This is a genomic window from Amycolatopsis sp. NPDC054798 (assembly GCF_053611505.1).
This window is the reverse complement of the sequence record NZ_JBSHAM010000121.1, coordinates 8,455-20,831: the sequence shown is the minus strand read 5'-3', so window position 1 is coordinate 20,831 and position 12,377 is coordinate 8,455. Positions and strand designations below refer to the sequence as shown.

Below are 12,377 nucleotides of genomic sequence, written 5' to 3'. Positions count from 1 at the left end.
GTCCCGCTCGGCCTCCTCTTCGGCAGCGTGCCGGTCGTCGACGCAGCCGTACGCGCGTAGTCACAATCAGGCTTCGGGGCGCCCCACGCAACGCGAACCCCACCAGCCTCAGACCGTATCCAGCACCACCTCGAACGCCACCTCAGCCGCCCCCAGCAGCTTCACATCCGCCCCCAACGCCGAACTGACAATCCGCGTCCCCCCGACAGCCCGGGAAACGAGACTGCGCCGCCGAACCTCCTCGGCGATAGCCCGCATCACCGACTCCGGCAGCACCGTCAGCAAATCCCCCAGCACCACCAGCTCCGGCCCCAGCAGATTGACCACGTTGACCAACCCCAGCGTGAGCCACTCCGCGTACTCCCCCAGCCGCTCGGCAGCAGCCGCGGCGTCCAGCCCCAGCTCCCGCAGCTCGACCAGGATCGCCCCACGCGGCGTGTCCTCCGGCAGCCCGAGCGCCCGGCACAACGCCGCCTCGCCGATCTCGGTCTCCCAGCACCCCCGGCTCCCGCAGTAACAAGCCCGCCCGCCGGGCCGGATCGCCATATGCCCGATCTCGCCGACGTACCCCGCGCCCCCGCGCAGCGACGACCCTTGCGAAATCACGCCGCCGCCGACACCGACGTCGGCGGACACGTACACCGAATCCGACGACCCGCGGGCCGCGCCCCGCAAATGCTCGGCGACCGCGCCCAGTTCGGCGTCGTTGGCCACCAGCACCGGAATCCGCAGCACCGCCGACAGCCGGTCCCCGAGCGCCACGTCGGTCCACCGCAGGTTGGGCGCCTCGTGCACCAGGCCGTCGGCCCGCCGCACCACCCCGGGCACCGACACGCCGACCGCGACCGGCTCGACGCCGAGGTCCCCGGCCAGCACCCGCGTCGACTCGATCACGTGGGTGATGACCTCGTCCGCGGTGCGGGTCCGGGTGTGCAGGTTCCAGCTGTTGCGGCCGAGGATCTGCCCGCCGAGCCCGACCAGCGCGATGGCCACGTGTTCGACCTGCAGGTCGACCGCGAGCACGACCGCGGCGTGCGGCTGCGGCAGGACCAGGAGCGAGGGGCGGCCCGCCCCTCGCCCTGGCCGCGGCACTTTCTCCTCGACCACGCCTGCCTCGGCGAGGCCGTCGACGAGGGTTTTGATGGTGCTCCGGTTCAGCCCCAGTTCGGTGGCCAGGGCAGCCCGCGTACTGGGTCCGCCGACGTGCAGCAGGCGCAACAGAGTCGTGCGGTTGTGCCGGCGCACCTCGTCCGGGCGGGCGACGGGCGGGCTGCTCACCGGGTCATCTTCCCATCAGCCCTCAGCGGACCGACGCCTCAGCCCGCCGTCGCGACAGCGCGTCGACGGTCGCGGCCAGCAAAAGCACCAGACCGGTGATGATGTCGACCACCGCGGCCTTCTGCTGGAGCAGGCCGAGCCCGTTGTTCACGATCGCCAGCACCGCGCCGCCGATGACCGCGTCGATCACCCGGCCCTTGCCGCCGAACAGCGACGTGCCGCCGATGACCGCCGCGCCGACCGCGAACAGCAGGGTGTTCAGCCCGCCGGACTGGCCGCTGACCGAGCCGACCTTCGACGAGTAGACGATCGCGCCGATCGCCGCGAACGCCGAGCTGATCACGAACACGCTGGTGCGCAGCTTCGGCACGTTGATGCCGGCCCGCCGCGCGGCCTCTTTGTTGCCGCCCACCGCGTACAGGTGGCGGCCGTACTTGGTGCGGTTGAGCACGTAGGTGCCCGCCACCAGCAGGACCAGGACGATCGGCACCACGTACGGCACGCCTTCGATCACCACGAGCGTGTTCGACGACCGGTTGACCGAGAGCAGCGCGGTCGCGACCACCGCCACCGCCGCGATCGCGGCGACCTTGGCCAGCACGATCGGCGTCGGCTGCACCACGAGCCCGCGCTTCAGCCGCGAGAAATGCTGGCCGAGCGCGAGCACCGCGTACCCGCCCGCCGCGACCACGCAGAGCACCCAGCTGCCGAGCACGGACAGGTTGCCGTTGGCGACCGCGCTGAGGACGTCGCTGGTGCCGATCGGCAGCGTGCCGCCCTCGCCGACGAACTGCAGGATGACGCCCTGCCACACGATGAACAGCGCCAGCGTGACGACGAAGGACGGCATGCCGATCTTCGACACCAGGAACCCGGTGATGCAGCCGATCGCGGTGCCCGCGCAGACCGCGATGAGCATCTCGACCCAGGCGTTGACCGGAACGCCGATCATGATCACCACGATGCCGAGGAGGGAAATCACCGCGCCGGCCCAGATCTTCTGCAGCACCGCCAGCACCACGGCCAGCCCGAGCACCGCGATGAACGTGATGAACACGCCGGTGCCCATGGAGCCCAGCAGGTTTCCATTGTGGACATAGTGCAGCGCCATCAGCGACGCGCACACCCCGGACGCGGTGCCCGCGGACAGGTCGATCTCGCCGAGCAGCAGCACGAACACGATGCCCATCGCGATGATGGTCTGGCCCGCGCCCTGCTGCAGCAGGTTCGCGATGTTCGACAGGGTGAAGAAGTCGCCGGACAGCGCGCTGAACAGGATCGCCAGCACGATCACGCCGAGCACGGCCGGGATCGAGCCGAGCTGGCCGTCCTTCATCCGGGCGAAGTAGTCCTTGATCGCCTCGCCGGTGGACATCGAGGTGGTGTCGATGCCGAAGTCGGTGATCGCCCCCGCGGGGGCCTCCTGCTTCTCCGGCTTCGCGGAAGTTTCGGTCATGGCGGGTTCTTTCTCGCTGCTCACTGCACGACGGCTTCGGGGCGGGCAAGGCCGAGATCGCCGGAACGGCCCGCGGTGATGAGTTCGACGACCTGGCTGTGCGTCACGTCCTTGGTCTGGACGTCCGCGACGAGCCGGCCGAGGTAGAGGACGTCGATCCGGTCGGCGACCTCGAAGACGTCGGCCATGTTGTGGCTGATCAGCACGACGCCGAGGCCCTGTTCGGCGAGCCTGCGGACGAGATCGAGCACCTGCCGGGTCTGCGCGACGCCGAGCGCCGCGGTCGGTTCGTCGAGGATGACGACTTTGCTGTTCCACAGCACGGATTTCGCGATCGCGACGGTCTGCCGCTGCCCGCCCGAGAGCGCGGAAACGAGCGTGCGGACCGATTTCACCGTGCGCACGCCCAGCGACGCCAGCGTCTCGCGCGCGGCCTTCTCCATGCTGGCCTCGTCGAGCAGCCAGCTGCTGCCGCGCTCGCGGCCGAGGAACATGTTCTGCACGATGTCGAGGTTGTCGGCCAGCGCGAGGTCCTGGTACACGACCTCGATGCCGAGTTCGGCTGCGTCCTTGGGGCCGCGGATGTGCGCGTCCGCGCCGTTGAACCGGACGGATCCGGTGTCGTACGGGTGAATGCCCGCGATGCATTTGACCAAAGTGGACTTGCCGGCCCCGTTGTCGCCGACGAGCGCGGTCACTTCGCCCGCCCGCACGGAGAAGTCCACGTCGTGCAGGACGTGAACCGGGCCGAAGCTCTTGTTCAGGCCGGTGATGTCGAGAATGGGCTCGCTCATGGGATTCGCTTGTCTCTCGCGTGGATACCGGGCCGGGACGCGCGTCGGGGGAACGCGTCCCGGCCCGGCTGCTCTGGCGGGGGAGTTACGGCGTCAGGAGATGCCGTTTTCGGTGCACTTGGCGGCGAGGTCGCCGGTGCAGATGTCGGACGCCTTGACGTAGCCCTGCTGGACGACGGTCTTGATGTCCTTGATCGTGATCAGCTGCGGCTGCAGCAGCACCGACTTCAGGTCGCGGTTGTTCTTCGGGTCGTGCAGCTTGCCGGTGGCGATCGCGTCCGCGGCGGCCTTGTCGCCCTTGGCCAGCGCGGCGGCCAGCTTCGCGGTGTTCTCGGCCTCTTCCTTGATCGGCTTGAAGATCGTCAGCGTCTGGTCGCCGCGCAGGATCGCCTGCAGGCCGGCCGGGGTCGCGTCCTGGCCGGTGACCGGGACCTTGCCGTTGAGGCCGTTCTTCTTCAGCACGGTGATCACCGCGCCCGCCAGTTCGTCGTTCGCCGCGACGACGCCGTCGACCTTGCCGTTGACGCGGGTGAAGATCTGCTCGAACGTCGTGCCGCCGACCTGGGCGTCCCAGTTGTCGATGGCCTGCTTCTGGACGAGGTTCAGCGCCTTGGAGTCATACAGCGGCTTGAGGACCTTGTCGTGGCCGTTGCCGAACAACGTGGCGTTGTTGTCCGTCGGCGCGCCCTCGATCTGGACGACGTTGGCGCCCTGCTTGCTCTTGAGCGCGTCCGCGAGGCCCTGTGCCTGGATCTCGCCGACCTTCTCGTTGTCGAACGAGACGTAGTAGTCGGCCGAACCGCCGAGGCTCGGGCGGTCGTAGTCGATGACCGGGATGCCCGCCTTCTTGGCCTTGGCCTCGATCGCCGCGCCGACCGCCGGGTCGGACGGGGCGATGATCAGCACCTTGACGCCCGAGCTGATGAAACCGTCGGCGAGGGTGGAGAACTTCTGGTTGTCGCCCTGGGCGTTCTGGATGTCGGCGCTGAAGCCCTGCGCGGAAAGCGCGGCCTGCAGCATCGGCTTGTCGAAGGCTTCCCAGCGGGCCGAAGTGGCGGTCTCCGGCAGGATCACGCCGACCTTGCCGCTGGCGCCGCCGCCCGCCGGGGCGGAGGCGGAGCTCTTGCTGTCCCCCGAGTCGCCGGAGCCCGCGCTGTTGGCGCCGCACGCCGAAAGCGCCAGGCCGGCGCTCACCGTCGCGGCGAGGAGGGTAAGGGTTCTGGTGCGCATCCTCGTTCCTTCTCCGATCATGCTCGCGGGGTGATCGGGAGAGGCCCCCGTGCACCGTCGCAGATATGTTGTGGCCGACAACATATGCCGCGGAACGGCTCTGCGGAAGATGGCGGGATCGAGTAACCGACACCAAATGGACACAGTTCGGCAACACAGCCCTCATCAACGCCTTGCGCTGACGGAGTGATCCCTGCCACGCACCGAGCGTAACGAGAACTTGTCCGGTCTTGTCCGGTCCGAGCGGCGGTGCTGCCCGTTCAGGCGCCTGGATCGAACCGGATGAACCGTTCTACCAGGAGAAGGAGGGGGCTCCGGGCGCAGCGGGGCGGCATCCGGCCCGCTGCGCCGTCCGGAGAACCGCCAAAAGCGCAGCGTGACGATCCGTCAACATCCCCGAGGCGCGGCCCTACCAGGAGCGCAGCGTGACGATCCGCTCTTCGAGCTGTTCCACCGTCGCCATCGCGGTCGGCGGTCCGCCGCACTGACGGCGCAACTCGTTGTGGATCGCGCCGTGCGGCTTCTTCGTGCGGTGGTGGTACACACCGACCAGTGCGTTGAGTTCCTTGCGCAGCGCGCCGAGCCGTTCGCTCACCGACTGCGACCGGACCGGCGGGGCGGCCGGTTCCTCGGCCTTCGGCTTGCGCCGCTTCTCGTCGGAGATCTGCTCTTCCTGCCGCTTGCGCAGCAGCGCGCGGACCTGGTCCGGCTCCAGCAGCCCGGGAAGGCCGAGGTACTCCTGCTCCTCGTCGGAACCGGAGAAGACCGCGGTGCCGAACGAGTTGCCGTCGTAGATGACCTGGTCGAGCTCGGCGGAGGCGTGCAGCGAGGTGAACGCCTTCTCCTCCTCGCCCGGCTCGTCCTCGGTGCGGTTGGCCTGGGCGAGCAGTTCGTCGTCCCAGCCTTCCTTCTCCCGGTGCGGTTTGCCGAGCACGTGGTCGCGCTGCGCTTCCAGCTCGCTGGCCAGCTCCAGCAGCACCGGCACGCTCGGCAGGAAGATGCTCGCCGTCTCGCCCTTTTTCCTGGCCCGCACGTAGCGGCCGATGGCCTGCGCGAAAAACAGCGGGGTGGACGCACTGGTCGCGTACACGCCGACGGCCAGCCGCGGCACGTCAACGCCCTCGGACACCATCCGGACCGCGACGATCCAGCGTTCCTTGGTCTCGGAGAACTCCTTGATCCGCCCGGACGCCTTCGGGTCGTCCGACAGCACCAGCGTCGGCGTCTCGCCGCAGATCCGTTCCAGGATCTTGGCGTAGGCGCGCGCGGTTTCCTGGTCGGTGGCGATCACCAGGCCGCCCGCGTCCGGGATGCCTTGGCGCACCTGGCTGAGCCGGGTGTCGGCGGCCTGCAGCACCGCCGGGATCCACTCGCCCGCCGGGTCGAGCGCGGTGCGCCAGGCCCGCGCGTTCTGCTCGGCGGTGAGCGGCTCGCCCAGCCGCGCGGTGAACTCCTCGCCCGCGCTGGTGCGCCACGACGCTTCGCCGGAGTAGGCGAGGAACACGACCGGCCGGACCACGCCGTCGGCGAGGGCGTCGGAGTAGCCGTAGGAGTGGTCGGCCTTGCTGCGCTGGAACCCGCCCGCGTCCGGTTCGTAGGTGACGAACGGGATCGGCGAGTCGTCGCTGCGGAACGGGGTCCCGGTGAGCGCGAGCCTGCGCACCGCGGGCGTGAACGCCTCGCTGGTCGCGTCGCCCCAGGACTTCGCGTCGCCCGCGTGGTGGATCTCGTCGAGGATCACCAGGGTTTTGCGGTTCTCCGTGCGCACCCGGTGCAGCGTGGGGTGCGCGGCGACCTGCGCGTAGGTGACCGCGACGCCGCGGTAGTCCGACGACGTGACGCCGGTGGTGTTGCGGAAGTTCGAGTCGATCGGGATGCCCGCCGCCGCGGCCGAGGCCGCCCACTGGTGCTTGAGGTGCTCGGTCGGGGTGACGATCGTGACCGCCTCGACGGTGCGGTCCGAGAGCAGCTCGGCGGCGATCCGGAGGCCGAAGACCGTCTTGCCCGCGCCCGGCGTCGCGACCGCCAGGAAGTCCTTCGGCTTGCTCGACAGGTACTTGGTGAGCGCTCGGCGCTGCCAGGCGCGCAGCGGGCGCGCGGTGGAGTCCGTCGCTGCGGGCGGCGCCCCGAGGACCGGCTGGGTCGTCTCGGACAAAACTCGGTTCACCCCCTCCTCGGGCCGCTCGGCGCGGCCGTGACGTGCGAAAACCCCCACTGTGGCACCGGCTTCGCCGCCGGGCGCCGCGATGAGGGCACGTCGGCCAGCTTACCTTCCGAGTCCCCGGGCGCCCGCCACCGCCACGGGTGGTGTCGTCCGACACGCCCCGTCTCGGCGGGGGTGACGAGCCAAAACCGCGCGCATGGACCATGCTGGGACACACCATGGGCGAGGTGACACCGGACGCTGGCGAGGCAGCGCCGAACGGCGAGGCGACGCCGAAGAAGAGCGTGCCGGAGAAAACCGTGCGCAGGGGGCCGTGGCGGCTCCTCACGCGCACCCTCGCGAAAGCGTGGGACGGCAACATCTTCTCCGAGGCCGCCGAGGCGGCCTTCTGGCAGACGCTGTCGCTTCCGCCGCTGCTGCTCGGGCTGCTGGGCAGCGTCGGCTTCATCGGCGAATGGTTCGGCCAGAACGTCGTCACCGCGGTGCACGACCGGATCATCACGTTCAGCCACACCGTCTTCAGCGCCAACGCGGTGCAGGAGATCATCGAACCGACGGTGAACAGCATCCTCACCGTCGGCAAGGGCGAGATCGTGTCCGTGGGGTTCGTCATCTCGCTGTGGGCGGGTTCGTCGGCGATGTCGTCGTTCGTCGACGCGATCACCGTCGCGCACGACCAGTACGGCGTCCGCAACGAGGTGTGGCAGCGGATTTTCGCGCTGCTGCTGTACCTGTGCGCGCTGATCGGGCTCGTGATCGGGCTGCCGCTGCTGGCGATCGGACCGGACCTGCTGCCGGAGTTCTTCCCGGTCGACTGGCGTCCGACGGTCTCGTCCTGGGTCGGCACGCTCTACTACCCGGTGCTGGGCGTGATGATCGCACTCGCGCTGACGACGCTGTACAAGCTCGCCTTGCCGCGCCGGCTGCCGTGGCACCGCGGGCTGCCGGGCGCGATGCTGGCCGGCGTGGTGTTCCTGGTGTCGAGCATCGGGTTGCGGATCTACCTGAACTGGATCACCAAAACCGGCTACACCTACGGCGCGCTGGCCGCGCCGATCGCGTTCCTGCTGCTGATGTTCTTCATCGGCCTCGCAGTGGTCGGCGGCGCGTATTTCAACAGCGCGATCCAGGAGCTGTGGCCGGCCAAGGCGACCCGGCGGCAGCGGCGCAAGTGGCGGCGGCTGGAGATGGAACGCGCGACCGAGCGGATGCGGGCCGAGGAAGGCCGCCGGCTGTGGGACCGCACGACGATGCCGTTGCGGCGGCCCAAACGGCTTCCCGAGAACGACCCCGCCGCCGAGCCTGGCGAACAGAACGGCGCCGAGGTGAACCACGCCGAATCGGAGACCGTGCAGCTCGCGAGGCCCGAGCGCGCCTCGGACGAGCGCCGTTCCGAACCGTCTCCCGGCCCGGAGCGGCGCTCGCAGCGAGGCTGACTAGCCCCGCCGGAACCGCCACGTCTTGCTGTCGAACGCGATGCAGACGCTGGGCGACATGACGACCACGCGCAGGGTGCCGTCGCGTTCGTCGTAGTCGATGCCCTCGACCTCGAAGTTGCCGCTGCAGCCGCTTTCCAGCGGAAGCTGGCCGAGCGAGGTGACGTGCCCGGTGACGTCGGAGCCCGAGACCGAACCGGAGAGATCGACCTGCAGCAGGGGTTTCGTGGTGCCGAAGAGGCTGCCGTCCGGATCGTCGGAGGAGCACATCAGCCGGGTGGCGGACACGAAATCGCAGCCCTGGACGTCGCGCACCGGGTGGTCGAGCCGGATCGCCGACGCGTACGGCAGGTTCTGGCCGGGGTCGGTGGCCGCGACGCCGGGCATCGGGTAGACGAGCAGGCGGTCCATGGTGCCCCATTCGCCGGACACCAGCCAGCGCGCGTCGGGCGACACCGCGGCGAACGAATTGTTGTTGGCCTCCCACGATTCCAGCGCGTGCTGGTAGTCGGCGCGGGAACCGTCCGGGGCCTCGACGCGGAAGAGTTTCGCGCCGCGGTCGTCGCGCTGGTAGGGCTCGACGTACCAGCCCTTCGCCGACCCCGGGTCGCCGATATGGTTCCAGCCCTTCGAAGCGAGGCCCGGGTCGACCGTGCCGATGCCGGTGTAGCGGACGCTGGTGCCGGACGAGCGCTCGACCACGGCGAGGCCCTGGCTTTCGTCGAGCGGACGGGCCCGGTCCGAGCCGGTGGTGGTCCATCCGGTCACCGCGTCGGCGGCACCGGCCGCGACGGCGCTGAAGGCGGACAGCAGGACGACGAGGGAAAGCACGATCCCGGTTGCGCGCATGCGGGGACACTCCTGCGGGGAGGCGACTGGCCGGAGTGCAGATCTACCAGTTCCTCCCCGGATGCACAGCCACCGAGTGAAGGATTTTCACCTTTGTTCCCGCGCACCGGGACGCGCGGGAAGCCGGGTCAGTCGTCGCCGCCGGGACGGAGGCCCTCGTAGATCTTCTTGCACCTGGGGCAGACCGGGGACCCCGGCTTGGGCGACTTCGTGACCGGGAAGACCTCGCCGCAGAGCGCCACGACGTGCGTGCCCATGACCGCGCTCTCGGCGATCTTGTTCTTGCGCACGTAGTGGAACATCTTCGGCGAGTCGTCGTCGGTCGACTCGGTGCTGTCGGTCTCCGGCTTGGTCAGCGTTTCGGTGCTCACCCCACCATCATGCCTCAGCACCGCGCCCGCGGTAATGCCCGGCTACGCTCGCCTGACCTGCCAAGGGACCCCTCAGGAGCCCGGATGCCGCACGAGTCCGCACACCGCTGGCACAGTTCGCTCGCCCGGCTCGGCGGCGACCACCGCGTCGGCCACGACGCCTGGGCCGACCTCGAAACGCGCTATAGCGAACCGCAACGCCGCTACCACGACCTCGCCCACGCCACCGCCGTCGCGCACGACGCCGAGCACTTGGCCGCCGACCTGCCCTTTCATGAACGCGCCGTCGTCGTGTTGGCCGCGTGGGCGCACGACGTGGTCTACGACGCCGTACCCGGCCAAGACGAACAGCTCAGCGCGGAGTGGCTTCGCCGCTGGCTTACTCGCGCAGGGGTTGCCGACGCCCACATCGATCGAGCCGAAGCGCTCGTTCTCGCCACCGCCGCCCACGAAGCCCCCGAGGGCGACTTAGCCGCAGCAGCCCTCCTCGACGCCGACCTAGCCATCCTCGGCGCACCACCCGCCGCGTATGCGACGTACGTGGCCAACGTGCGCCAGGAGTACGCGCGCTACCCCGACGACGCTTGGGCGACCGGCCGCGCCGCGGTACTCGAAAGCCTCCTCGGCCGCCCCGCGCTGTACCTCACCGAAAGCGCCCACTCACGCTGGGAGACCGCCGCGCGCCAGAATCTGCAGGCAGAGCTGACCCGATGCCGCAGTGTGCGCAGCGATCACAGATGATGTCCGTTCGTGACCACCCAGACCACTCCCCTCTTCGTGCACGAGGAAGTCGCCTCGGCGTTGCGTGACGGTCACCCCGTCGTCGCCCTCGAGAGCACGATCCTTTCGCACGGCCTTCCCCACGGCCGGAACCTCGACGTCGGCCGCCGGGTCGAGCAAGCCGTGCGGGACGGCGGCGCCGTGCCGGCCACCATCGCCGTGCTCGACGGACGGCCAGTCATCGGCCTCTCCCCCGCCGAACTGGAGCGCGTCTGCGCCCCGGACGCCGGCCTGGACAAGCTGTCGCTGCGCGATCTCGGCCCCGCAGTCGGCCTCGGCCGCTCCGGCGCCACCACTGTCGCCGGCACTTCGGCGCTCGCCGCTGCAGCCGGAATCGGCGTCTTCGCGACCGGCGGCCTCGGCGGCGTGCACCTGGGCGCGGCGCAGAGCTGGGACGTCTCGGCAGACCTAGGCGTCCTCGCCAAGGTGCCGACCGTGGTCGTGTGCTCCGGTGTGAAGTCGGTGCTGGACATCGCCGCCACCCTGGAAGTGCTGGAAACGAACTCGGTGCCGGTGCTGGGCTACCGCACCGACGACTTCCCGGCGTTCTACCTCCGCTCGTCCGGCCACCCCGTCGGCTGGCGCGTGGAAGACGCGAAACAAGCCGCCGCGGTCATCTCCGCACACCGGGAATACGCGAATTCCGGTGTCCTGCTGGCGAACCCGATCCCCGAAGAGTCCGAAATGGACCGTTCCCTGCACGATCGCCTCTTGCAGGAAGGCCTGGCAAAACTGGCCGACGCCGACGTGCACGGCGCAGACGTCACCCCGGTGCTGCTCGAACATTTCCACACCGCCAGCGAGGGCGTGAGCATCGACGCGAACGAAGCTTTGGTGCTCTCCAACGCAAAACTGGCGACCGAAGTAGCGGTGGCCCTGTCGTGACCGGAATCGTAGTAGTCGGCGACGCCGGCCTGGACGTCGTAGCCCGGCACGACCAACCCCTCCCCCACGGCGGCGACGCCCGCGCAGTCATCCGCTTCACTGGCGGCGGCGCAGGTGCGAACACCGCACTGTGGCTGCGTTCCCTAGGCGCGGAAACCACCCTGATCGCCCGCATCGGCAACGATTCCGGCGGCCGCCTGATCCAATCCGAACTGGAGGCCGCGGGCGTCCGCTGCGCCTTCGCGACCGACCCCGAAGCCCCGACCTGCTGCGTCGTCGTCCTCGTCGACGGCGAAGGCCAACGCAGCATGCTCGCCGACCGAGGCGCGAACAAACGCTTCGCCCCCGAGGACGTCACCCCCGCCGCCCTCGCCGGCTCGACCCACCTGCACCTGTCCGGCTACGTCCTGCTCGACCCGTCCTCGCGCCCCGCCGGCCTCGCCGCACTGGCCGCCGCGAAGGAAGCGGGCCTGACCACCTCAGTGGATCCGCAAGCAGCCGCGCACATCCACGACCCCGCCGCCTTCCTGGACGACGTGCGCGGCACCGACCTGCTCATGCCGAACACCGAAGAACTAGTCGCCCTGACCGGCTCAGCCGACCCAGCCTCCGCCACGGAACTGCTAGGCACCGTCGGCGCAGTGGTCGTCACCGCCGGCCTGGACGGCGCGAGCTGGATCGACGCGAACGGCGTCGCCTCAGTCCCCGCGGTGGAAACGGATTGCGTCGACTCCACCGGCGCAGGCGACGCCTTCGACGCAGGCGTCCTCACCACCTGGCTGGCCGGAAAGTCCACAGTGGACGTCCTACGCTCCGGCACCCAACTGGGCGCACTGGCAGTAAGCCGCATCGGCCCGCAACCCTAACCCCCCGCTTTCCGTGAGGGGCCCCTTCACAGCCCTAGATTCCCTCAAGGAGCCCTTCACGGCCCACCCAACCGCACCCGCGCACCCAACCCCACCAAACACCCAAGCCCCGCGCCCACCTGCAAAACCGCAGCCCGCGTACCCAGCTCACCAACGCAGCCACACCCGGCCCTGCACCCCGATACGAAGCCCAAATGCGGTTCGAGGGGGGGTTTGAAAGGATATTTACCCCCATTTGAAGCCCCCGCGCAACGACAACACAAAATGC

At 69.7% G+C, this 12,377-nt stretch carries 11 protein-coding genes; 4 read left to right on the top strand and 7 right to left on the bottom strand.

Annotation, left to right across the window (positions count from 1 at the left end):
* Positions 1–108: 108 nt before the first annotated feature.
* The 5 genes from ACWGIC_RS40235 to ACWGIC_RS40215 all read right to left on the bottom strand — a co-directional run bounded on the left by ACWGIC_RS40235 (position 109) and on the right by ACWGIC_RS40215 (position 6,913).
* Entirely contained in the window at positions 109–1,278 is a 1,170-nt protein-coding gene (locus ACWGIC_RS40235; protein WP_452081203.1) for an ROK family protein, read from the bottom strand.
* A 22-nt stretch (positions 1,279–1,300) separates the two neighbouring features.
* Positions 1,301–2,734 (bottom strand): sugar ABC transporter permease, encoded by a 1,434-nt coding sequence (locus tag ACWGIC_RS40230; RefSeq protein WP_452081202.1) that lies wholly within the window; start codon positions 2,732–2,734, stop codon positions 1,301–1,303.
* 20 nt (positions 2,735–2,754) lie between these two features.
* Entirely contained in the window at positions 2,755–3,528 is a 774-nt protein-coding gene (locus ACWGIC_RS40225) for an ATP-binding cassette domain-containing protein (RefSeq protein ID WP_452081201.1), read from the bottom strand.
* Positions 3,529–3,621: 93 nt separating this feature from the next.
* Positions 3,622–4,758, bottom strand: coding sequence for a sugar ABC transporter substrate-binding protein (locus ACWGIC_RS40220; RefSeq protein ID WP_452081200.1), 1,137 nt, complete (start codon positions 4,756–4,758; stop codon positions 3,622–3,624).
* A 409-nt stretch (positions 4,759–5,167) separates the two neighbouring features.
* The gene (locus ACWGIC_RS40215) at positions 5,168–6,913 is read right to left on the bottom strand and encodes a DEAD/DEAH box helicase (RefSeq protein WP_452081205.1); all 1,746 of its coding nucleotides are present in this window, start codon (positions 6,911–6,913) and stop codon (positions 5,168–5,170) included.
* Positions 6,914–7,140: 227 nt separating this feature from the next.
* Here ACWGIC_RS40215 and ACWGIC_RS40210 point away from each other — a divergent pair, with 227 nt between their 5' ends.
* On the top strand, positions 7,141–8,358 hold the full coding sequence (locus ACWGIC_RS40210) for a YihY/virulence factor BrkB family protein (RefSeq protein ID WP_452081199.1): 1,218 nt from the start codon (positions 7,141–7,143) through the stop codon (positions 8,356–8,358).
* Here ACWGIC_RS40210 and ACWGIC_RS40205 read toward each other — a convergent pair whose 3' ends face one another.
* On the bottom strand, positions 8,359–9,207 hold the full coding sequence (locus tag ACWGIC_RS40205; protein ID WP_452081198.1) for a hypothetical protein: 849 nt from the start codon (positions 9,205–9,207) through the stop codon (positions 8,359–8,361).
* A gap of 128 nt (positions 9,208–9,335) precedes the next feature.
* Positions 9,336–9,578: a DUF3039 domain-containing protein gene (locus ACWGIC_RS40200; protein WP_452081197.1), complete on the bottom strand. Its 243-nt coding sequence runs from the start codon at positions 9,576–9,578 to the stop codon at positions 9,336–9,338.
* Between the two features lie 84 nt (positions 9,579–9,662).
* On the opposite strand from ACWGIC_RS40200, the gene ACWGIC_RS40195 reads away from it, so the two are divergent.
* Genes ACWGIC_RS40195 through ACWGIC_RS40185 form a run of 3 tightly spaced genes read left to right on the top strand, consistent with a single transcriptional unit; the run spans position 9,663 to position 12,109 of the window.
* Positions 9,663–10,319 (top strand): HD domain-containing protein, encoded by a 657-nt coding sequence (locus tag ACWGIC_RS40195; protein WP_452081196.1) that lies wholly within the window; start codon positions 9,663–9,665, stop codon positions 10,317–10,319.
* A 9-nt stretch (positions 10,320–10,328) separates the two neighbouring features.
* A complete protein-coding gene (locus ACWGIC_RS40190) occupies positions 10,329–11,243 on the top strand; it encodes a pseudouridine-5'-phosphate glycosidase (RefSeq protein WP_452081195.1) in 915 nt (304 codons plus the stop codon).
* Positions 11,240–12,109: a carbohydrate kinase family protein gene (locus ACWGIC_RS40185; protein ID WP_452081194.1), complete on the top strand. Its 870-nt coding sequence runs from the start codon at positions 11,240–11,242 to the stop codon at positions 12,107–12,109. The genes ACWGIC_RS40190 and ACWGIC_RS40185 overlap by 4 nt, the downstream gene beginning before the upstream one ends.
* Positions 12,110–12,377: the final 268 nt, after the last annotated feature.

Excerpts from the sequence above, each read along its gene's own strand:
- ACWGIC_RS40230 (WP_452081202.1), bottom strand. The coding sequence starts at position 2,734 with ATGACCGAAACTTCCGCGAAGCCGGAGAAGCAGGAGGCCCCCGCGGGG.
- ACWGIC_RS40225 (WP_452081201.1), bottom strand. The coding sequence starts at position 3,528 with ATGAGCGAGCCCATTCTCGACATCACCGGCCTGAACAAGAGCTTCGGC.
- ACWGIC_RS40220 (WP_452081200.1), bottom strand. The coding sequence starts at position 4,758 with ATGCGCACCAGAACCCTTACCCTCCTCGCCGCGACGGTGAGCGCCGGC.
- ACWGIC_RS40210 (WP_452081199.1), top strand. The coding sequence starts at position 7,141 with ATGGGCGAGGTGACACCGGACGCTGGCGAGGCAGCGCCGAACGGCGAG.
- ACWGIC_RS40205 (WP_452081198.1), bottom strand. The coding sequence starts at position 9,207 with ATGCGCGCAACCGGGATCGTGCTTTCCCTCGTCGTCCTGCTGTCCGCC.
- ACWGIC_RS40195 (WP_452081196.1), top strand. The coding sequence starts at position 9,663 with ATGCCGCACGAGTCCGCACACCGCTGGCACAGTTCGCTCGCCCGGCTC.